Genomic DNA, 20,199 nt, shown 5'->3' with positions numbered 1-20,199 from the left:
TGAAGGCGGGAAGCGGTTTCCTGATGCCGCAAAACACTTTATGGTGGCGCAAAGCCTCTGGCTGTTAACAAGTAATTTTGTAAAATCAAAGGCTTAACGAGCGGGCGTAAGCCCGGTCGGCCTTTGGAGGGCAGTTTGACTCGTTATATCTCGACCCGGGGCGAGGCCCCCGAACTCGGCTTCTGCGACGTGATGCTGACCGGGCTTGCGCGCGACGGCGGCCTGTATGTGCCGACCATTTGGCCCCAGCTCTCCACTGAAACCATCGCCGGCTTCTTCGGCCGCCCCTATTGGGAGGTCGCGGTCGACGTGATCCGTCCGTTCGCCGGCGGCGAGATTTCGGACGCCGAGCTTGGCCGCATGGCGAACGAGGCCTATGCCACCTTCCGCCATCCGGCGGTGGTGCCGCTGCGCCAGATGTCGCCGCACCAGTTCGTGCTGGAGCTGTTTCACGGCCCGACGCTCGCCTTCAAGGACGTGGCGATGCAGCTGATCTCGCGGCTGATGGACCATGTGCTCGCCAAGCGCGGCCAGCGCACCACCATCGTGGTCGCCACCTCAGGCGATACCGGCGGCGCTGCGGTCGAAGCCTTCGCCGGCCTCGAGAACGTGGATCTCATCGTGCTGTTCCCGCACGGCCGCATCTCCGAGGTGCAGCGGCGGATGATGACGTCGACGGGCGCGGCCAATGTCCATGCGCTCGCCATCGAGGGCAATTTCGACGACTGCCAGGCGCTCGTGAAGGGGATGTTCAACAACCATCGCTTCCGCGATGCGACCTCGCTCTCCGGCGTCAACTCCATCAACTGGGCGCGCATCGTCGCCCAGGTGGTCTACTATTTCACCTCCGCCGTCGCCGTCGGTGCGCCGGCGCGCGCGGTGGATTTCGTCGTGCCGACCGGCAATTTCGGCGACATCTTCGCCGGCTACGTCGCCAAGCGCATGGGGCTGCCCGTGCGGACCCTGCGCATCGCCGCCAACGTCAACGACATCCTGGCGCGCACGCTGAAGACGGGGATCTATGAGGTGCGCGAGGTGCACGCGACGGCATCGCCGTCGATGGACATCCAGATCTCCTCGAATTTCGAACGGCTGCTGTTCGAGGCCGGCAAGCGCGATGTAGCCGGCGTGCGCCGTCTGATGGATTCGCTGAAGCAGTCAGGACGTTTCGTGCTGCCGGACGCAACGCTGGCCGCGATCCGCGAGGAGTTCGACGCCGGCCGCGCTGACGAGACCGAGACCGCGGCTGCGATCCGCGCCGGCTGGCGGGAGGCAGGCGAGCTGGTCGATCCCCATACGGCGGTGGCGCTCGCCGTCGCCGATCGCGACACCACCGACACGAGGGTGCCAAGCATCGTGCTCTCCACCGCGCATCCAGCCAAATTCCCCGACGCCGTCGAAGCGGCCTGCGGCCAGCGGCCGCAACTGCCGGCCTGGCTCGACGGATTGATGACCAAATCCGAACACATGAAGGTGATGAAGAACGATCAGGCCGAGGTCGAGCGGTTCGTGCTGTCGGTCAGCCGCGCCGCAAAGCAGGGAGTTGCCGGATGAGCGTCGAGATTTCCAAGCTTGCCTCCGGCCTGACCGTCGTCACCGACAAGATGCCCCATCTCGAGACCGCGGCGCTCGGCGTCTGGGCCGGCGTCGGCGGACGCGACGAGAAGCCGAACGAGCACGGCATCTCGCATCTGCTCGAGCACATGGCGTTCAAGGGCACGACGAAGCGCTCCTCGCGCGAGATCGTCGAGGAGATCGAGGCGGTCGGCGGCGACCTCAATGCCGGCACCTCGACCGAGACCACGTCCTATTACGCGCGGGTGCTCAAGGCCGACGTGCCGCTCGCGCTCGACGTGCTCGCCGACATCCTCGCCAATCCCTCCTTCGAGCCCGACGAGCTGGAGCGCGAGAAGAACGTCATCGTGCAGGAGATCGGTGCCGCGCAGGATACGCCCGATGACGTCGTGTTCGAGCATCTCAACGAGCTCTGCTATCCCGATCAGCCGATGGGCCGCTCGCTGCTCGGCACGGCCAAGACGCTGCGCACCTTCAACCGTGACATGCTGCGTGGCTACCTCTCGACGCATTATCGCGGGCCCGACATGGTCGTAGCGGCCGCAGGCGCGGTCGATCACAGCCAAGTCGTTGCCGAGGTCGAGAAGCGCTTTGCGAGTTTCGAGGGGACGCCGGGCCCGAAGCCGCAAACCGCTCAGTTCGGCAAGGGCGGCGCCAAGGTGGTGCATCGCGAGCTGGAGCAGGCGCATCTGACGCTGGCGCTGGAAGGCGTGCCGCAGAGCGATCTGTCGCTGTTCTCGCTCCAGGTCTTCACCAACATCCTCGGCGGCGGAATGTCGTCGCGCCTGTTCCAGGAGGTGCGCGAGAAGCGCGGCCTCTGCTACTCGATCTATTCGTTCCACGCGCCCTATACCGACACCGGCTTCTTCGGCCTCTACACCGGCACCGATCCGGCCGACGCGCCGGAGATGATGGAGGTCGTGGTCGACATCATGAATGAGTCGGTGGAGACGCTGACCGAGGCCGAGATCGCGCGGGCCAAGGCGCAGATGAAGGCAGGGCTCCTGATGGCGCTGGAGAGCTGCTCGTCGCGTGCCGAGCAGCTGGCGCGCCACGTGCTGGCCTATGGCCGGCCGCAGACGGTCGAGGAGCTGGTGGGCCGGATCGACGCCGTCAGCGTCGAATCGACCCGGGACGCGGCGCGTGCGCTGCTGTCGCGGAGCCGGCCTGCCGTTGTCGCATTAGGCAGTGGCAGGGGTCTGGACACGGCGGTGTCTTTTGCGGAAGGATTGACGCGGGCACGTGCCAAGGCGCGGCTGCATTAGGAGCCGCGCGCGGGCTGAGCTGCCCCGGGAAGCATCACCATGGCCCTCTTTCGCCTGCCGTCCAGTGGACCCGCCGCCCTCGCGCCGCGCGGTAACGGGCTGTTGCTGCGCGCGCCGCAGATGTCGGACTTCCTGCAATGGGCGCATTTGCGCGAAACCAGCCGCGATTATCTGACGCCCTGGGAGCCGATCTGGCCGTCTGACGATCTCACCCGATCCGGCTTCCGCCGCCGCCTGCGCCGCTATTCCGAGGACATTGCCGCGGACCGTTCCTATCCCTTTCTGATCTTCCGCGAGCTTGATGGCGCCATGGTCGGCGGCATCACGCTGGCCAATGTCCGGCGCGGCATCGTGCAGGCCGGCACCATCGGCTATTGGGTCGGCCAACCCCATGCCCATCGCGGCTACATGACAGCTGCACTGCGGGTCCTCCTGCCGACGCTGTTCGGCGAGCTCAATCTGCACCGGGTCGAGGCCGCCTGCATCCCCACCAATGCGCCGTCGATCCGGGTGCTGGAGAAGTGCGGTTTCTCCCGTGAGGGCCTGGCGCGCCGCTATCTCTGCATCAATGGGGTCTGGCAGGACCATTTGCTGTTCGGCCTGCTGCATGAGGATTTCCGCGGCTGAGCCGCTCGATCATGTGGCCAAGTCCCTTGCCCAAGTCCTTTGGCCAAGTCCCTTGCCAAGTCCCCTGCCAAGTCCCCCTTTTTGCTGCCTTGGGTTCGCCGATTTTGACGATATAACCCGCATGCCCCGGCCCACGATCGGCCGGACAATTGTCATTGGAGTACGGGCTTTGATGGTGAAGCAGCTTCGGTCATCGCGGAATGTGCTACGGCGGGGGACGGCGATCGCGCTTGTCTTGTCGATGTCGTTCGCGGCGGTTTCGCCGGTGGCCGCCCAGTCCTTGACTGACCGCTTCAAGAGCCTGTTCGGCGGCAAGTCGGATGAGCCGGCCCCGCCCAAGCCCGCGCCCGCGCCTGGCCAGCCGGCGGAAGACGAGGTCGATTGCCCGCAGGTGACGGTGCGCGCGGGCGCATCAACCTACGCGGTCGGGGCGGCCGGCAAGCCGGCCGTCGGCAACGAGATCCGCTTCCAGGCCTCGATCACCAAGATGGCGCGCGAATGTTCCCGCAGCAGTGTCGGCATCACGGCTCGGATCGGAATCCAGGGCCGCGTGATCGCCGGGCCCGCCGGCGCGCCCGCCACCGTCGAGGTGCCCTTGCGTGTCGCGGTGGTGCAGGGCGGCGTCGGCGAGAAAGTGATCGCCTCGAAGGCTTACCGGACGACGGTCGAGATGTCGGAGGGCGGCAGCGTGCCCTTCACCTTCATCGTCGAGGATCTGGCTTATCCGACGCCCTCGGCCGCGGTCGCCGATTCCTATGTCTTCTATGTGGGCTTCGACCCGCAGGCGCTGTCGCCCGAGCCGAAGGGACGGAAGAAGAAGTAGGTAAGCAAGTCGTCACGAAGAACGCTGTCATGCTCCGCGCAGGCGGGGCATCCAGTACGCCGCGGCTTCTCCGTATCTCATTGCTGTCTCTGGAATACTGGATCACCCGCTTTCGCGGGTGATGACACGGTATTTGTGGATTGCGGTGTCGCAAACAAAAAAGCCGGCGCTCATCGCGCCGGCTTTTTGATTACTGAAGGCGACGCCCTCAGTTCAGCTTCTGGCGAACCTCGGTGATGCCCTTGGCGAGCAGATCGTCGGCGACCTGGCCCTTGACCGACTGCGACAGGATCGTGGAGGCGGCCTGAACGGCGGCTTCCGCGGCCGCGGCGCGGACATCGGCGAGCGCCTGGGCCTCGGCGAGCGCAATCTTGCTCTCCGCGGTCTTGGTCCGGCGGGCGACGAAGTCTTCCATCTTCGCCTTGGCGTCGGCCGCGATGCGCTCGGCTTCGGCCTTGGCGTTGGCGATGATGTCGGCAGCTTCGCGCTCGGCGGTGGCGCTACGTGCCTTGTAGTCGGCGAGCACCTTGGCCGCTTCCTGCTTGAGGCGCGTCGCGTCGTCGAGCTCGGCCTTGATGCGGGCGGCACGATGATCCAGCGCCGTCATCGCCGACTTGAAGACCCCGAGATAGGCGAACACGACCATCAGGATCACGAAGGCGATGGCGACCCAGGTTTCAGGATCGAAGAACATCTCGACTAACCTTTCAGGGACGCATCGACCGCGGCATTGACCGACGCGGCGTCGGGAACGACGCCGGTAAGCTGCTGCACGATCTGGCCTGCCGCATCGGCCGCGATGCCGCGGACGTTGCTCATGGCGGTGGCGCGGGTCGAGGCGATGGTCTTCTCCGCCCCGGCGAGCTTGGCCGCCAATTGTTCCTCCAGCGTCTTGCGCTCGGCTTCCGCCTGCGCATTCGCCTTGTCGCGGGATTCGTTGCCGATGGCCTGTGCCCGCGTGCGCGCCGAAGCGAGCTCGGTTTCATAGGCCTTCAGCGCCGCCTCGGACTGGTCCTTCAGCTTCTGCGCCTCGGCGAGGTCACCCTCGATCTTGTTCTGACGCGCCTCGATCGCACCGCCGACCTTCGGCAGAGCGAGCTTGGACACGATCACGTAAAGCAGGACGAAGAAGATCGCGAGCGACACCAGCTGTGAAGCGTAGTTGCTGCTCTCGAACGGCGGAAAACCGCCACCGTGGTGACCACCGTCAGCCTCGGTGTGAGCGCCCGCCGCCGGACCTTTTGCGCCGCCATGACTTTCAGCCACGGAGTTCTCCTGTTGCAGTCACACGCGCCGTCCCAATGGATTGGAACGGCGCGAAAAACGTCGTCCTCAGAGCGGAACGAACAGCAGCAGCAGCGCGATCAGCAGCGAGAAAATGCCGAGCGCTTCGGTCACGGCGAAGCCGAAGATCAGGTTGCCGAACTGGCCCTGAGCGGCCGAGGGGTTGCGAACGGCTGCGGCAAGGTAGTTGCCGAAGATCACGCCGACGCCGACGCCCGCGCCGCCCATGCCGATGCATGCAATGCCCGCGCCGATAAGTTTTGCTGCTGCCGGATCCATTTTAGACTCCTTGGAAGAAAGATTGGGTTGTGGGTGGAAATTCCCCGGACCGCTCAGTGTCCCGGATGAATGGCGTCGTTGAGGTAGATGCAGGTCAGGATCGCAAACACATAGGCTTGCAGGAACGCGACCAGAATCTCGAGCGCGTACAGCGCGACCGTGAGAGCCAGCGGCAGCACGCCGCCGACCCAGCCCAGCGCCCCGAGCGAGAAGCCGAGCATGGCGACGAAGCCCGCGAACACCTTCAGCGCAATGTGGCCGGCCAGCATGTTGGCGAACAGACGGACGCTGTGGGAGACCGGCCGCAGGAAGAACGACAGGATCTCGATGAACATCACCAGCGGCAGGATGTAGCCGGGGACGCCGTGGGGCACGAAGATCGAGAAGAACTTCAGGCCGTTCTTGGCGACGCCGTAGATCAGGACGGTGAAGAAGACCAGAAGCGCGAGCGCCGCGGTGACGATCAGATGGCTCGACACCGTGAATGTATAGGGGATGATGCCGACCAGGTTCGAGACGCAGATGAACATGAACAGCGAGAAGATCAGCGGGAAGAACTTCATGCCTTCCGCGCCGGCCGTCGAACGGATGGTCGAGGCGACGAATTCGTAGGAGATTTCGGCGACCGATTGCAGGCGCCCGGGAACCAGCTGCGTGCCGCTGGCGAGCATCAGGATCGAGATCACCGCCACCGCCACCAGCATGTAGAGCGACGAATTGGTGAAGGCGATCGTGTGATTGCCGATATGGCCCAGGGTGAAGAGAGGCTCGATGTTGAACTGGTGGATCGGGTCGATTTTCATCAGCGCGGCATCTCTTGGTCTGCCGGGCAATGCCGGCGGGTCTCGGTCTGCCGGCCGGGCCGGCCCGTACCGGCAAGGCCGGCACGATCATTCCTGTCCTGGTGCGGATCGGCTAAGACCCACCGCGCCTGTTTTGACCCGCACCCGCCGTTCTCACCACATTCACCACGCCGGCGACGAAGCCCAGCAACAGGAACACGATAAATCCGAAAGGCGACGTCGACAGCAAGCGGTCGAAACCCCAGCCAATCCCCGCTCCGACAACGACCCCGGCGATCAACTCGGAGGATAACCGGAAACCAAGCGCCATCGCCGAAGCTCTGGCCGCTCTGTCCTCACCGTCACCTGCGGGTTGCTCGGTCTTGATTCGTCGGTCCCGGAATTCGGACAACCGCTGATCAAGATTTCCGAGCCGTTCGGAAAGCGCAGCTTCCTCGGACGATCTATCGCGATCCCCATTCTCGCCGTGTCCCGTGCCCTGTGTCATGCAACGAAGACCCGAAACGCCGCGGCTGAATGGAAATTGCGCCCGCCACCCTCAAAAGCCGCGCGGACCATACTGATGGCCCATAATCAAGTCAAGCCAAGTCACGATTGCGTCGCTTTCGGTTATGTAGCTGATTTATTTGATGATATTGGCGCGCACGGCAGCGCTGCACACAGCGTGACGCCGCACCGCAGCAGCTCGCCTCAGGATCGGCGAAGGTGGCCGCCCTTTCGCCACGCCGCCGGGATCGAACACGCCGCCGCGATCGTTGATAAGGGTGCGTGTTTTGGGCGGCGTATCGCCTCACCGGGGTGTAGAATTTGCGAGAGGGCCACCTGCACGTCGTGGCGGAGATCGCGATGAGACCAGTGACGTCATCCACAACATCATGGCTTGCGCTGGCGGCGTTCGCCGCCGTGGTGGCGATCGCCGGCGACCTCGAGGCCGCGCAATCCGCGCCCGACAGCGAGAACGGCCGCTACAGCATGACGCCCATCCCCGAGGGCGTGCTGCGGCTCGACACGCGCACCGGCACGGTATCGACCTGCACCAAGAACGGCGCCGGCTGGGCCTGTTACGCGGTGCCCGACGAACGGACCGCGCTCGACGCCGAGATCGGCCGGCTCCAGGCCGAGGTCGAAAGGCTGCAGGGACAGCTCGCGGCCGGGCCGACGGTGTCGGGCAAGATCGACGAGGCGCTGCCGAAATCCGACCCGCTGAAGAAAGCGGAGCCCAAGGCCGCCGAGGGCGAGCGCAAGATCGAGATCCCGCTGCCGAGCGACCAGGACGTCGACCGCGTGATGTCCTTTCTGGAAAAGGCCTGGCGGCGGCTGATCGACATGGCCAACCGCGTCCAGAAGGACGTGTCGGGGAAGATTTGAGGACCCCTTCGCGCCATCCATGCGTTGAGGTGCCGTAGGGTGGGCAAAGGCGTTCTTACGCCGTGCCCACCATGCTTCTAAGGCAATGAAGAAAGACGTGGGCACGGCGCGTTGCGCCTTTGCCCACCCTACGGCAGTATTCGATTAGTCGAGACCCTTCATGACATCAACCAGATCAGTCACCCGCTCGGCGCCATCGTCGGTGCAAGCCGACACCATCGCATCGTCATTGCTGACCGTGCAGACATCGGGTCACGGCTTCACCGATCTGACGAGCGAGGCTGCAAAATTCATCGCCGAGGTTCACGCGCGCGACGGCGCGCTGACGCTGTTCATCCGCCATACCTCGGCCTCGCTGACGATCCAGGAGAACGCCGATCCGTCCGTGCTGGTCGATCTCACCACGGCGCTGTCCCGGCTGGCGCCGGAGAATGCCGGGTGGACCCACGACACCGAAGGACCGGACGACATGCCGGCACATATCAAGACGATGCTGACCGGGGCCTCGCTTCAGGTCCCGGTCCTGAGCGGCAGGCTTGCCCTCGGCACCTGGCAGGCGATCTATTTGATCGAGCACCGCAAGCGCCCGCACCGGCGCGAGGTGGTGCTGCAATTCGTCGGCAGCAATCAATAAAGCAATTTTAGTGCTCAAACAAAACCGGCCGCGGATCGCTCCGCGGCCGATTCGTTGTACTTATCGCTGCTTTCGATCAGGTCGCCTTGATGTCGACGTCCTTGGTCTCGGGCAGGAAGAAGAAGCCGATCACGACGGTAATCGAGGCGAAGATGATCGGATACCAGAGGCCGGCATAGATGTCGCCCGTCGAGGCCACGATGGCAAAGGCGGTCGCCGGCAAGAGGCCGCCGAACCAGCCGTTACCAATGTGGTAGGGTAGCGACATCGAGGTGTAGCGGATGCGGGTCGGGAACAGTTCGACCAGCATCGCCGCGATCGGGCCGTACACCATGGTGACGAACAGCACCAGGATGAACAGCAGGCCGATGATCGCCGCCACCTGCGGACGGAAGATGTCGAACGGATGGGACATCTTCACGATGCCCGCATCGCCGGCCTTCGGATAGCCGGCCGCCTGCACCGCGGCGAGCACTGCCGGGTTGCTGTCCTTGGCGCTCGTGTAGGGCACTTCCTTACCATTGACGACGACCTTCACACCCGAGCCGGCTGCGCCAGACGTGGTCGAGTACTTGACCGACGACTGCGACAGGTAGGCACGTGCGGTGTCGCAAGGTGCGGTGAAGACACGGGTGCCGACCGGGTTGAACAGGTCGCCGCAACCCGCGGGATCCGCCACCACGTCGACCTTGACCGATTCGATCGCCTTTTCCAGCGCCGGGTTGGCATTGGTGGTGATCATCTTGAAAATCGGGAAGAAGGTCAGCGCCGCGATCAGACAGCCGCCGAGGATGATCGGCTTGCGGCCGATCTTGTCGGACAGCATGCCGAACACGATGAAGAAGCCGGTGCCGAGCAGCAGCGACCAAGCGATCAGCAGGTTGGCGGTGTAGCCGTCGACCTTCAGGATCGATTGCAGGAAGAACAGCGCGTAGAACTGACCGGTGTACCAGACGACGCCCTGGCCCATCACGCCGCCAAGCAGCGCGAGCAGCACCAGCTTGCCGTTCTGCCAGTTGCCGAAGGCTTCGGTCAGCGGCGCCTTCGAGCTCTTGCCCTCGTCCTTCATCTTCTGGAAGATCGGGGATTCATTGAGGCGAAGCCGGATCCAGACCGAGATGCCGAGCAGCAGCACCGAGACCAGGAACGGGATGCGCCAGCCCCACTTCGCGAAATCGGCCTCGCCGAGGGCGCTACGGGTGAACAGGATCACCAGTAGCGACAGGAACAGGCCGAGCGTCGCGGTGGTCTGAATGAAGGAGGTGTAGTAGCCGCGCTTGCCGTTCGGAGCATGCTCCGCGACATAAGTGGCCGCGCCGCCATACTCACCGCCGAGCGCCAGGCCCTGGGCGAGGCGCAGCGCGATCAGGATGATCGGAGCCGCGATGCCGATGGTCGCCGCGTTCGGCAGCAGGCCGACGATGAAGGTCGACAGACCCATGATCAGGATGGTGACGAGGAAGGTGTATTTGCGGCCGACGATGTCGCCGACGCGGCCGAATACGATCGCGCCGAACGGACGCACCAGGAAGCCGGCGGCGAAGGCCAGCAGCGCGAAGATGTCGCGGGTGGCTGGCGGGTAATCCGAGAAGAACTGCACGCCGATGATCGAAGCCAGCGAGCCGTAGAGGTAGAAATCGTACCACTCGAAGACGGTACCGAGCGAGGAGGCGAGAATGACGAACCGTTCGTCCTTCGTCATCCCTCCCGCGCCTGCTTGAGACACAGCCATTGTCGACATATTGAGTCGCTCCCCGAATTGCGTTTCCTCGCACCCCAGACGTCCGGACATGCCGGATCAACCCAGGTCTTGGCTGCAAGGTAACATCGGCGTGAAACCCGCCCCAATACGACTTTCGGCCTTGCGCACTGACGCGTAGCTGACGCCGGTATCGGGCACCGGCGCGCCGCCACGTAGGCTTCCGGATTAACCCCTTTGCAGCAAAGGGATAATGTGCACTTGCATGCCACGGCCGCTCGGGGAAGAATTGACATACCCGGGATCTGTCCGCCGGCCCGCGAACGACAGCAAGAGAACGATGAACGCTCCCTCGACCCATCTCGTCATCGCCGATGACCATCCTCTTTTCCGCGACGCGCTGCGACAGGCGGTGGCCGGCGTCCTGACCTCGGCCAGGATCGACGAGGCCGGATCGTTCGAGGATCTGACCAAGCTCCTGGAACAGACCTCGGATGTCGACCTGATCCTGCTCGACCTCTCGATGCCCGGGATCTCAGGCTTTTCCGGCCTGATCTATCTGCGTGCGCAATATCCGGCGATCCCGGTGGTGATCGTCTCGGCGTCCGACGACAGCGCCACGATCCGCCGCTCGCTCGATTTCGGCGCCTCCGGCTTCATTCCCAAGCGATTCGGCGTCGAGACCCTGCGCGACGCCATCCTCAAGGTGATGGAGGGCGACGTCTGGGTTCCCGCCGATACCGATCTGTCGGCTGCGGCCGATCCCGATATGACGCGCCTGCGCGACCGTCTGGTGACGCTGACGCCGCAGCAGGTCCGGGTCCTGATGATGCTGTCGGAGGGCCTCCTCAACAAGCAGATCGCCTATGAGCTCGGGGTCTCCGAGGCTACCATCAAGGCACATGTCTCGGCGATCCTGCAAAAGCTCGGCGTCGAAAGCCGCACCCAGGCGGTGATCGCCGCCGCCAAGATCGCCGGCGGCCAGTGGAAGCAGGGCACGCCGACGGGGTGAGCCCGCTACAGCGTCTTCAGGAGCGCATCGGCGGCCCTGATATCTTCAGTCTCGGAACCTGCAGCGAAACCTTCGCGTGCCGATTGAAGTAATCGCCTGGCTTCCTTGGCGCGGCGCCGGTGGGCAAGAAGCTGCGCCAGATCGATTGCCGCGCGCAGTTCCCACGCTTTGGCGCCCTTGTCGCGGCTGAGTTCCAGCGCCTGCCCGAGGCAGGCCTCCGCTTCCTCGATTTGCGGCTCGGGCAGGTGCGACAGGACCTTGCCCTTCATGCGCAACAGCTCGGGCATATAGAGGTGATCGCCGCTCTGCGCGACGAGGCGGATGGCGTCGTCGATCAGCTGTGCGCTCTGCGCGATCTGGCCGAGCGCTATCAATCCCTGAACCAGCGCGATGTTGAACGTCGTGGTCAGCAGCTCGTAGCGGGCATCGTGGAGCTCACGCAGGCAAGTCCTGATCGTCTCGACGCCAACTGCGGCATCGCCGCGCCGGATCGCCAGCTCGCCTTTGACGCCGCGGCCGACGGCGAGATAAGGCCCCATCGAGCGCGACGTCGCATGCGCGATGAAGCGGTCGATGTTCGCGTTCGCACCGTCGAGGTCTCCGCTCCAGAGATCAATTGCGACCGTCCAGATCAGCGCAATGCAGAGCGTGATCGGGTGATCCATCTGCGCGGCCTCGGTGACCGTCTGTCGCGCCAGTTGCAGCGCATCCGCGGGGCGGCCCTGCAACCAGAGCTCGCGAGCCAGCGTGATGCCGGCCCGATTGCGATGATCGAAGCCGTGGACGGTGCTGATTCGCTCCGTGCCCGGTCCCCGCCATGCGACCTCCAGCATCTCGAGCGCGTCGCGATGCCGGCCTGCCAGATGCAAGGAGACGCCGAGGAGGGAATGGGCGAGGGCGATTGAGGCGGAATCGCCCAGCGACCTCGCGACCCCGAGGCTCTGCTGCGCATAGCCGAGCGCGCCGTCGAACTCTCCCATCCGCTCGTGAAAAATATGCATCCGGCCGAGCAGCTGGAGCTGGTTGATTTCGTCGCCGCGCGCTTCGGCGATCGCAAGGCTCCGGCTCAAGGCGCTGCGCGCCGCTTCGCTGCCGCCGCGGGTGAACATCAAGGTCAGTCCGAGAGCGGCCTGGATGTGCATTTCCTCGGCGCTGCCGCGCGAGGAGGGGTCCATCGCCAGCAGCGCCCGTTCCGACCAGCGCCGGCATTCGATCAACAAGGACATCGCCAGGAAGATCGGCGCCGCGGCAGCGGCGAGCGCAATGCCGATGCCAAGATCACCGCCCGCCCCGAAGCACCAGTCGAGCGCGGCGCGCACATTGTGAAGCGCGGAGAAGTGAGCAGCTCGCTCGTCCGCGCTCGGCACGGCGGCCCATGTCATGCCGGCCTGTTCCAGCCATCGCCGGAAGTACGTCGCGTGGCGGGCGGCGAGAGCCGCGTCATCGGGCTCGATCTCGAGCAGATAAGCGCGCGTCGTGTCGAGCAGGCGGTAGCGCATCATGGCGCCGATGGGGCGCGGCGCGACCATCGATTTGGCCACGAGACTGTCGACGGCGTCGAACAGGCGGGCCTGGTCGACGCGCTCGTCCGGCACGACCTCGAGTGCCGCGTCGATGGTGAAATGCCCGGCGAAGACCGCAAGCCTGCGCAGCACGAGGCGTTCGAGATCCGACAGCAGTCCGTAGCTCCAGTCGAGCGTTGCCTGCAATGTCTTCTGCCGGGGCGGCGCCGTTCGCTGGCCCTGCCAGAGCAGATTGAGGCGCTCGTCGAGCAATGCGGCCGTCTGCTCCAGGCCGTAGGCTTCGACCCGGCCGGCAGCGAGTTCGATCGCCAGCGCCATGCCGTCGAGCTTGCGGCAGATCCTCGCGATGATCGCGGCATTGGCGTCATCGAGACTGATCTGCCCGCCGCTGGCCGTGGCACGTTCGAGGAACAGCTGCAGCGCCGGATAGGTCTGCGCTGCAGCGACCGTCAGTCCGGAGCCGTCGGGCGGAACGGCAAGCGGCGCCAATCGATAGACCTGCTCGCCCTCGACGCGCAGGGCCTCGCGGCTGGTCGCGAGGATATGGACATGTGGCGCGGCCTGGAAGATGTCCGCCGCCAGCGGTGCGGCGGTCGCAATGACGTGCTCGCAATTGTCGAGAACCAGCAGCATCCGCTTGTCCCTGACATGCGCGAGCAGCGCGGGCAGGGGATCGTCGGTCTCGGCCGGCAAGCCCAGCATCAGCAGGATCGAGGTGATCACGAGATCGGGATCACTGAGCGCGGCGAGATCAACAAAGTGCGCGGCGTCGGAGAAAGTCTCGAGCAGGTCGTGGGCGATCGCCACTGCGACCGCCGTCTTGCCGACGCCGCCGGGACCGGCGATCGTGACAAAGCGCGAGGCGATGAGCTTGTCGGAAACGGTGGCGATCTCATCGTCGCGCCCGACCATCCGCTGTAACCGGTTCGGCAGTTTCACCGGTGGCAATTCCAGCCGTGGCGCGGGGCGCTGGGCTGCCGCAATGCCTGTTTGCGAAACCGGCGCTGCGAGTTGCGAGATCGGTGCCACGAAGCAATAGCCGCGGCCGGACAGCGTCGTGATGTAGCGGGCGCCGTCCTTGCCGTCGCCGAGCGCCTTGCGCAACGCTGCGACGTGAAAGCGCAGATTGGCCTCTTCGACGGTGACGCCGGGCCACACCAGCGCCATCAGGTCCCATTTGCCGACGACCTGGTTCGGTCGCGACATCAGCGCCATCAGCGTGTCGAACGCTTTCGCGCCCAGCGGCAACGCGACGCCGTCGCGCATCACGAGCCTTTCATGCGGCGTCACGGAGAATGGCCCGAACGATAAAGTTCCCGTTGCGGTGCCGGCCGGCTCTGTCATGGCAAATCTCGGGTCCCTTCGACAGGACCCGATAGCCAGATGATCGCGATCCGGCAAGGCCGTCGCTGCATCGGCATCAGGCCGCGGGTGCAGGCCTTGTTAAGCGCGCCAGGTCTGACCTCACAACTTCTCACAACTCCCAACGGGTGTCCTGCACCAGCCACTGCTAGTCAGTTGCGCAACGGAAAGGACAGCTTCATGACGCAGGCGGCAAAAATACTCTACACGGCCAAGACCCACACCAGCGGCGGCCGAGGCGACGGCATATCGCGCAGCTCCGATGGCCGCCTCGATGTCAAGCTGTCGCCGCCGGGCGCCGCAGGCATCGGCACCAATCCCGAGCAATTGTTCGCCGCCGGCTGGTCGGCCTGCTTCGAAGGCGCGATGGAGATCGCGGCGCGCAAGCGGAAGATCGAGCTTCCCAGGAAATGCGCTGTTGATGCGGAAATCGATCTCGTGCTCGACGAGGGCGCCTACTCGCTCCGGGCGCGCCTCAATGTCAGCCTGCCGGGCCTCGACCCCGAGATCGCACGCGGCATCATCGATGATGCGCATCAGACCTGCCCCTATTCCAAGGCCGTTCGCGGCAACGTCGACGTCACGGTCGCGCTGATCTGACGCGCCATCACCAACCATCAAGAAGGGTAGCACCACCATGAAGCAGATCATCGATCAGCATCGCCGCCAGTTCTTTGGCGTAGCCGCCGGAACCGTCGCCGTCGGCCTCGGCGTGATCGACCTCGCGCGCGCTGAGACCGAAGCGCCGAAATCGTCCGCATCGACTGCGTCCTTCGGGGCGATCAAGCAGATCGATGCCGGCGTCCTCAATGTCGGGTATGCGGAGGCGGGGCCTTCGAACGGTCCCGTGGCGATCCTGCTGCATGGCTGGCCCTACGACATTCACGCCTTCGTCGACGTTGCGCCGATCCTGGCCAAGGCCGGCTATCGCGTGATCATCCCTCATCTGCGCGGCTACGGCACGACGCGTTTCCTTTCCAGCGAGACGCCGCGCAACGGCGAGCCTGCCGCGATGGCGGCCGACATCATCGCGCTGATGGACAAGCTTGAGATCAAGAAGGCTGTTATCGCCGGCTTCGATTGGGGCGCGCGCACCGCCGACATCATCGCCGCGCTGTGGCCGGAGCGCTGCCGCGCGCTGGTATCGGTCAGCGGCTATCTGATCTCCAGCCAGGCCGCCGGCAACGCGCCGTTGGCACCATCTGCCGAGCTGCAATGGTGGTACCAGTTCTATTTCGCGACCGAGCGCGGCCGTGCCGGATACGAGAAGTACACGCATGATTTCGCCAAGCTGATCTGGAAGCTCGCCTCACCGCAATGGAAGTTCGACGACGCCACCTTCAATCGAAGTGCGGCGGCGCTGGACAACAAGGATCATGTCGCGATCACGATCCACAACTACCGCTGGCGACTCGGCCTCGCCCAGGGCGAAGCGAAATACGAGCATCTCGAAAAGAAGCTGGCGGCGGCTCCCGTCATCGAGGTGCCGACGATCACGATGGAGGGCGACGCCAACGGCGCGCCGCATCCCGACCCGAGCGCCTATGCCAAGAAGTTCTCGGGCCGATACGAGTTTCGCCTGATCACCGGCGGCATCGGCCACAATCTGCCGCAGGAAGCGCCGCAAGCCTTTGCCAAGGCCGTCATCGACGCCGACGGCGCGTGATCATTCATGCGTGCCTCGGTCCAGCGTGGCTGGGCCGGGGATGTACCGCGATCCCAGCTTGAAGAAACGTCATGCCATCTATCGAACCTGAAAAGAATGAGCGATCCTACGTCACGGTGATCACGCTGGCCGTGCTTCTTCTGGTCGTTCTGCTGACTTGCGTGCCCTATCTGGTCTCGATCGCTCTTGCCGAGGGGCCTGCGCAAAACACGGCAGACGCCTCGCCGATCTTCGGCGTCACGATTCCGCCCGGTTACAAGCAGTGGGAGCTGATCGCGCCGGCCGAAGAAGCCGCGCCGCTCGACGAGCTTCGCACCGTTGTCGGCAACCAGACCGCAATCGACGCGTATCAGGCCGGCAAGCTTCCGTTCCCTGACGGCACCATCCTGGTCAAGCGCGCCTGGAAGCGGAAGCAATCGCCGGAGTTTGCGTCCGCGACAATTCCTGGTGCCGCCACCACGGTCCAGGTGATGGTCAAGGATTCCAAAAAATACGCGGCGACGGGCGGCTGGGGCTTCGGCCGTTTCATCAACGGCAAACCGGTCGACGAGGCCCAGCACCGCACTTGCTGGGGTTGTCACGAAGCTCGCGCCAAGAGCCGGGACTACGTCTTCACGCGGCTGGCGCCCTGAATTGTGCAAACGTGCTGGCCGTCGCCAGCAAGCCGCTTCACTCCGCCGCCACCATCTGCTGCGTGCGCCACTGGCCGAGCAGGGCGCGGAGCGAGGCCGGCTTGACCGGCTTGTTCAGCACCGCGACCTTCTCGTCGCGCGCAGCGATCTGCACAGCGGGGCTGCGGTCCGCGGTGATCAGGATTGCGGGGATGCCGTCGCCGAAGCGGCGGCGGATCTCGCGGATCGCGGCAATGCCGTTGCCGCGGTCGAGATGATAGTCGACCAGGAGGCCGGTGACGCGCTGTCCCGCCGTCTCGATGGCGGCGATCGCGCCTTCGGGATCGGCGACCGCGATCACTTCGGCGTCCCAGGCCTTCAGCAGCGTGCGCATGCCATCGAGGATCGCCGCGTCGTTCTCGATACAGACGATCAGCGCGCCGGAGATCGGCGTGCGCGCCAGCGGCGTCGCGCTGGTCACCGCGGCGGTGTGGGTGACCGCTTTCGCCGTCGGCACCGTCACGGAGAAGACCGAGCCGCCGCTTCTGTTGCCGTCGATGGCGATGCCGTGCTTGAGCACGCGCGCCAGGCGTTCGACGATCGACAGGCCGAGCCCCAGCCCGCGCGCGATCCGGGCGCCCTGCTCGAGGCGGTGGAATTCCTTGAAGATCTCGCCGCGCTTGACCGGCGGGATGCCGACGCCGGTGTCGTAGACGCAGATCTTGAGCGAAGGGCCTTGCCGGCGACAGCCGACCAGCACGCGGCCGCGCGGGGTGTATTTGATCGCGTTCGAGATCAAATTCTGCAGCAGGCGCCGCAGCAGCAGCCGGTCCGATTCGACCGGCAGCGAGCACGGCACGAAGGTGAGCTCCAGGTTCTTGGCACGCGCGATCGGCGCGAACTCGATCTCCAGCGAGCGCATCAGATCGGCCATCTTGAAGCTCGAGGTCGAGGTCGTCATCGCGCCGGCGTCCAGCCGCGAGATGTCCAGCAGCGCGCCGAGGATCTCCTCGATCGCCTGCAGCGATTCGTCGATGTTCTCGACCAGCCGCGTCTCCTCGCCGCTGTGCTGGCGCTCGACCAGGCTCGTGACATAGAGCCGCGCCGCGTTCAGCGGCTGGAGAATGTCGTGGCTGGCGGCGGCGAGGAAGCGCGTCTTGGAGATGCTGGCGTCTTCCGCCGCGCTCTTGGCCAGCGCCAGCTCGGAGTTCAGCCGCGTCAACTCCTCGGTGCGGTCGCGCACGCGCTTTTCCAGTGTCGCGTTGGCGCGCTCCAGCGCTTCCGCCGCCTCGAAGGTGGGCGTGACATCGGTGAAGGTGATGACGAAGCCGCCGCCGGGCATGCGATTGGTGAGCACCTCGATCACCATGTGGCGTTCCGGCAGGCGTTCGAGATATGGCTCGCTGTCGGTGGTGTAGGCGGCGAGGCGCCGCTCCAGCATGGCCTCGCGCTCGACCGGGTCGTCCGGATCGCTCACGCCGATGAATTCCAGGATATCGCGCAGCGGCTCGCCGAACTGGACGATATGCGGGGGCACGTTGAGGAGATCACCGAACTGCCGGTTGGAGCAGATCAGCTGCAGATCGGCATCGAACACGGCGATGCCCTGGCGCACGTGGTTGAGCGCGGTCTGGAGGATCTCGCGGTTGAAATGCAGGGCCGCGTGGGAGTCGTCGAGCAGCTTGAGTGCAGCCTTGGCCGAGACCGTGCGCTTGCGCAGCAGCAGCGACATCACGAGGCGCGAGGAGGCCGCTCCAATCGAGGAGGCGATCAGGTGCTCGGCGTGCTGCAAAAGCTCGAAATCGGCGGGCGCTCCCGTCTCCAGACGAACGTTGCGCCGCGCGGAGAACGCCTCGAAGGAATGCCGGGCGCGGTCGGGTCCGAGATATTGCGCCACCGTGGTCTGGATGTCCTGCACGGTGACGGTGGTGCGCCAGCGGCGGAAGCTCGGTGAGATCGGCGCGAGCGTATTGGGCACGAACAGATCGGCCTGCAGCAGCTCGATCGACGAGGGCCTTCGTGCCAGCGACAGCAGCACATAGGTCAGGATGTTGAGCGACAGGGACCAGATCACGCCGTGCATCAAGGAAGGCAGATCGGCGCCGAACAGCGCCTGCGGCCGCAGCGCCTCGATGCCGAAGGGGCCATGCTGGAGCAGCAGGATGCCTGATGTCGAGGTATCCATGAAGCTCGGGATGAACAGTGTGTAGAGCCACACCACGAAGCCGACCAGCATGCCGCCGATGGCTCCGCGCGCGGTCGCGCGCCGCCACAGCAGCCCGCCGAAGAAGCTCGGCGCAAGCTGCGCGATGGCGGCAAAGGAGAGCAGGCCGATCGCCACGAGCTGGGTATTGCCGAGCGCGCGATAGTAGAAATAGGCCATCACCATGATGGCGAAGATCGCAAGCCGCCGCGAGCGCAGCAGGAAGTCGCTGAAATCCGCGCCGCCGGCGCGTCCTTCCGGCCGCCGTTGCAGCACCAGCGGAACCACGAGGTCGTTCGAGACCATGATGGAGAGTGCGACGCATTCGACGATCACCATTGCGGTCGCCGCCGACAGGCCGCCGACGAAAATGGCGACGCTGAGAAGCCCCGCACCGCCCTCCATCGGCAGCGCCAGCACGTACATGTCAGGGTCGGCCGCGCCGAACGGGAAGGTGACAAGGCCGGCGAGCGCGATCGGGATCACGAACAGATTGATGGCGACGAGGTAGAGCGGGAACAGCCAGCGCGCGCGGCCGACCTCGGCATCCGAGGAGTTCTCGACCACACTGACGTGGAACTGGCGCGGCAGCAGCATGATGGCGCAGAGCGACAGCAGCGTCATGGTGAGGAAGTTGCCGATCGACGGCGAATAGTTGATGGCGCGCACCGCCTCCGGCGTCTTCATGGCGCGCTCGATCAGTTCGTGCGGCGAGAACATCCAGAATGTGACGAAGATGCCGGCGGCGAGGAAGGCGACCAGCTTGATGATGGATTCGGTCGCGATCGCCAGCATCAGGCCGTGCTGATGCTCGGTCGCATCGGTCTGACGCGTGCCGAACAGCACGGCGAAGGCCGCCATCGCCAGCGTCACCATCAGCGCGACGTCGCCGACGATCGGGATGTGGGAGAAGGCCTGGTCTTCGCTCAGGATGGTTTCGAGCGAGGAGGCTACCGCCTTGAGCTGGAGCGCGATGTAGGGCACCGAGCCGATGATCGCGATCAGCGCGACGGTGGCCGCCACCGCCTGGCTCTTGCCATAGCGGGCCCCGATGAAGTCGGCGATCGACGTGATGTTGTGGGCTTTCGCGAGCTGGATCACGCGGCGCAATACGCCGGCGCCTAACCCGATCATCAGGATCGGGCCGACATAGATGGCGAGGAAGTCGGTCGAGGCGCGGGTGGCGAAGCCGACCGAGCCGAAGAAGGTCCAGGAGGTGCAGTAGATCGCCAGCGAGAGCGGATAGATCAGCCCGGAGGCACGGCCGCGCCCGGCCGGCGAGCGGCGGTCGCCATGGCTCGCCACCAGGAACAGGAAGCCGATATAGCCGAAGGCGGCGGCGATCACGCCCCAATCGTGCAGCATGGCGAGCGCGCTTCTCGAAAGGGCGCCGGCGGCGCCCGAGCTCATTTTCCCAGTAATTCTAGCGCGTTGGACGGGGCGAGGCGACAGCGAAATGCCGCGC

Annotated in this window: 18 protein-coding genes; 10 read left to right on the top strand and 8 right to left on the bottom strand. The window is 65.2% G+C overall.

All coding sequences use genetic code 11. The features are described 5' to 3' along the window. Positions 1–135 precede the first annotated feature (135 nt). The 4 genes from thrC to A3AS_RS0104170 all read left to right on the top strand — a co-directional run bounded on the left by thrC (position 136) and on the right by A3AS_RS0104170 (position 4,290). On the top strand, positions 136–1,554 hold the full coding sequence (thrC, locus tag A3AS_RS0104185) for a threonine synthase (protein ID WP_026201651.1): 1,419 nt from the start codon (positions 136–138) through the stop codon (positions 1,552–1,554). Beyond that, complete coding sequence (locus tag A3AS_RS0104180) at positions 1,551–2,840, top strand: pitrilysin family protein (RefSeq protein WP_018316344.1); 1,290 nt, start codon at positions 1,551–1,553, stop codon at positions 2,838–2,840. Before thrC ends, A3AS_RS0104180 begins: the two co-directional genes overlap by 4 nt. A 39-nt stretch (positions 2,841–2,879) precedes the next feature. After that, entirely contained in the window at positions 2,880–3,467 is a 588-nt protein-coding gene (locus A3AS_RS0104175) for a GNAT family N-acetyltransferase (RefSeq protein WP_018316343.1), read from the top strand. A 172-nt stretch (positions 3,468–3,639) separates the two neighbouring features. Further along, on the top strand, positions 3,640–4,290 hold the full coding sequence (locus tag A3AS_RS0104170) for a hypothetical protein (RefSeq protein ID WP_018316342.1): 651 nt from the start codon (positions 3,640–3,642) through the stop codon (positions 4,288–4,290). Positions 4,291–4,498: 208 nt separating this feature from the next. On the opposite strand, the gene A3AS_RS0104165 is transcribed toward A3AS_RS0104170, so the two are convergent. From A3AS_RS0104165 to A3AS_RS0104140, 5 genes are all read right to left on the bottom strand, one after another. Beyond that, complete coding sequence (locus tag A3AS_RS0104165) at positions 4,499–4,984, bottom strand: F0F1 ATP synthase subunit B (protein WP_018316341.1); 486 nt, start codon at positions 4,982–4,984, stop codon at positions 4,499–4,501. Positions 4,985–4,989: 5 nt separating this feature from the next. Then, a complete protein-coding gene (locus tag A3AS_RS0104160) occupies positions 4,990–5,556 on the bottom strand; it encodes a F0F1 ATP synthase subunit B' (RefSeq protein WP_018316340.1) in 567 nt (188 codons plus the stop codon). Between the two features lie 66 nt (positions 5,557–5,622). Next, a complete protein-coding gene (locus A3AS_RS0104155; protein ID WP_007599451.1) occupies positions 5,623–5,853 on the bottom strand; it encodes a F0F1 ATP synthase subunit C in 231 nt (76 codons plus the stop codon). Positions 5,854–5,906: 53 nt separating this feature from the next. Then, positions 5,907–6,656, bottom strand: coding sequence for a F0F1 ATP synthase subunit A (locus A3AS_RS0104150; protein ID WP_018316339.1), 750 nt, complete (start codon positions 6,654–6,656; stop codon positions 5,907–5,909). A gap of 112 nt (positions 6,657–6,768) precedes the next feature. Beyond that, positions 6,769–7,143: an AtpZ/AtpI family protein gene (locus tag A3AS_RS0104140; protein WP_018316338.1), complete on the bottom strand. Its 375-nt coding sequence runs from the start codon at positions 7,141–7,143 to the stop codon at positions 6,769–6,771. Between the two features lie 359 nt (positions 7,144–7,502). On the opposite strand from A3AS_RS0104140, the gene A3AS_RS0104135 reads away from it, so the two are divergent. Further along, a complete protein-coding gene (locus A3AS_RS0104135) occupies positions 7,503–8,024 on the top strand; it encodes a hypothetical protein (RefSeq protein WP_026201650.1) in 522 nt (173 codons plus the stop codon). A gap of 160 nt (positions 8,025–8,184) precedes the next feature. Beyond that, entirely contained in the window at positions 8,185–8,658 is a 474-nt protein-coding gene (locus A3AS_RS0104130; protein ID WP_018316336.1) for a secondary thiamine-phosphate synthase enzyme YjbQ, read from the top strand. 76 nt (positions 8,659–8,734) lie between these two features. Here A3AS_RS0104130 and A3AS_RS0104125 read toward each other — a convergent pair whose 3' ends face one another. After that, entirely contained in the window at positions 8,735–10,360 is a 1,626-nt protein-coding gene (locus A3AS_RS0104125; protein WP_018316335.1) for an MFS transporter, read from the bottom strand. Between the two features lie 337 nt (positions 10,361–10,697). Here A3AS_RS0104125 and A3AS_RS0104120 point away from each other — a divergent pair, with 337 nt between their 5' ends. Further along, on the top strand, positions 10,698–11,369 hold the full coding sequence (locus A3AS_RS0104120; RefSeq protein ID WP_018316334.1) for a response regulator transcription factor: 672 nt from the start codon (positions 10,698–10,700) through the stop codon (positions 11,367–11,369). A 5-nt stretch (positions 11,370–11,374) separates the two neighbouring features. On the opposite strand, the gene A3AS_RS0104115 is transcribed toward A3AS_RS0104120, so the two are convergent. Next, complete coding sequence (locus A3AS_RS0104115) at positions 11,375–14,236, bottom strand: tetratricopeptide repeat protein (protein ID WP_018316333.1); 2,862 nt, start codon at positions 14,234–14,236, stop codon at positions 11,375–11,377. Positions 14,237–14,434: 198 nt separating this feature from the next. On the opposite strand from A3AS_RS0104115, the gene A3AS_RS0104110 reads away from it, so the two are divergent. From A3AS_RS0104110 to A3AS_RS0104100, 3 genes are all read left to right on the top strand, one after another. Then, positions 14,435–14,854, top strand: coding sequence for an organic hydroperoxide resistance protein (locus tag A3AS_RS0104110; protein ID WP_026201648.1), 420 nt, complete (start codon positions 14,435–14,437; stop codon positions 14,852–14,854). A 37-nt stretch (positions 14,855–14,891) separates the two neighbouring features. Further along, positions 14,892–15,920, top strand: coding sequence for an alpha/beta fold hydrolase (locus A3AS_RS0104105; RefSeq protein ID WP_018316331.1), 1,029 nt, complete (start codon positions 14,892–14,894; stop codon positions 15,918–15,920). A gap of 71 nt (positions 15,921–15,991) precedes the next feature. After that, positions 15,992–16,552 carry a cytochrome P460 family protein gene (locus tag A3AS_RS0104100; RefSeq protein ID WP_018316330.1) on the top strand — a complete coding sequence of 187 codons (561 nt, stop codon included), beginning with the start codon at positions 15,992–15,994 and terminating at the stop codon, positions 16,550–16,552. A gap of 37 nt (positions 16,553–16,589) precedes the next feature. Here A3AS_RS0104100 and A3AS_RS0104095 read toward each other — a convergent pair whose 3' ends face one another. Continuing rightward, positions 16,590–20,099 (bottom strand): PAS domain-containing hybrid sensor histidine kinase/response regulator, encoded by a 3,510-nt coding sequence (locus A3AS_RS0104095; RefSeq protein ID WP_026201647.1) that lies wholly within the window; start codon positions 20,097–20,099, stop codon positions 16,590–16,592. Positions 20,100–20,199: the final 100 nt, after the last annotated feature.

It is taken from the genome of Bradyrhizobium sp. WSM2793, assembly GCF_000379585.1.
Taxonomy (GTDB): Bacteria; Pseudomonadota; Alphaproteobacteria; order Rhizobiales; family Xanthobacteraceae; genus Bradyrhizobium.
Note: the sequence above shows the minus strand (reverse complement) of the source record. Positions and strands in the feature narration are given on the sequence as shown.

Bases quoted from the DNA above. Each gene is read 5' to 3' on its own strand.
- A3AS_RS0104110 (WP_026201648.1), top strand. From the start codon at position 14,435: ATGACGCAGGCGGCAAAAATACTCTACACGGCCAAGACCCACACCAGC.
- A3AS_RS0104135 (WP_026201650.1), top strand. From the start codon at position 7,503: ATGAGACCAGTGACGTCATCCACAACATCATGGCTTGCGCTGGCGGCG.
- A3AS_RS0104155 (WP_007599451.1), bottom strand. From the start codon at position 5,853: ATGGATCCGGCAGCAGCAAAACTTATCGGCGCGGGCATTGCATGCATC.
- A3AS_RS0104120 (WP_018316334.1), top strand. From the start codon at position 10,698: ATGAACGCTCCCTCGACCCATCTCGTCATCGCCGATGACCATCCTCTT.
- A3AS_RS0104130 (WP_018316336.1), top strand. From the start codon at position 8,185: ATGACATCAACCAGATCAGTCACCCGCTCGGCGCCATCGTCGGTGCAA.
- A3AS_RS0104105 (WP_018316331.1), top strand. From the start codon at position 14,892: ATGAAGCAGATCATCGATCAGCATCGCCGCCAGTTCTTTGGCGTAGCC.
- A3AS_RS0104140 (WP_018316338.1), bottom strand. From the start codon at position 7,143: ATGACACAGGGCACGGGACACGGCGAGAATGGGGATCGCGATAGATCG.
- A3AS_RS0104175 (WP_018316343.1), top strand. From the start codon at position 2,880: ATGGCCCTCTTTCGCCTGCCGTCCAGTGGACCCGCCGCCCTCGCGCCG.
- A3AS_RS0104165 (WP_018316341.1), bottom strand. From the start codon at position 4,984: ATGTTCTTCGATCCTGAAACCTGGGTCGCCATCGCCTTCGTGATCCTG.
- A3AS_RS0104180 (WP_018316344.1), top strand. From the start codon at position 1,551: ATGAGCGTCGAGATTTCCAAGCTTGCCTCCGGCCTGACCGTCGTCACC.
- A3AS_RS0104150 (WP_018316339.1), bottom strand. From the start codon at position 6,656: ATGAAAATCGACCCGATCCACCAGTTCAACATCGAGCCTCTCTTCACC.
- A3AS_RS0104125 (WP_018316335.1), bottom strand. From the start codon at position 10,360: ATGACGAAGGACGAACGGTTCGTCATTCTCGCCTCCTCGCTCGGTACC.
- A3AS_RS0104100 (WP_018316330.1), top strand. From the start codon at position 15,992: ATGCCATCTATCGAACCTGAAAAGAATGAGCGATCCTACGTCACGGTG.
- A3AS_RS0104115 (WP_018316333.1), bottom strand. From the start codon at position 14,236: ATGACAGAGCCGGCCGGCACCGCAACGGGAACTTTATCGTTCGGGCCA.
- A3AS_RS0104170 (WP_018316342.1), top strand. From the start codon at position 3,640: ATGGTGAAGCAGCTTCGGTCATCGCGGAATGTGCTACGGCGGGGGACG.
- A3AS_RS0104095 (WP_026201647.1), bottom strand. From the start codon at position 20,099: ATGCTGCACGATTGGGGCGTGATCGCCGCCGCCTTCGGCTATATCGGC.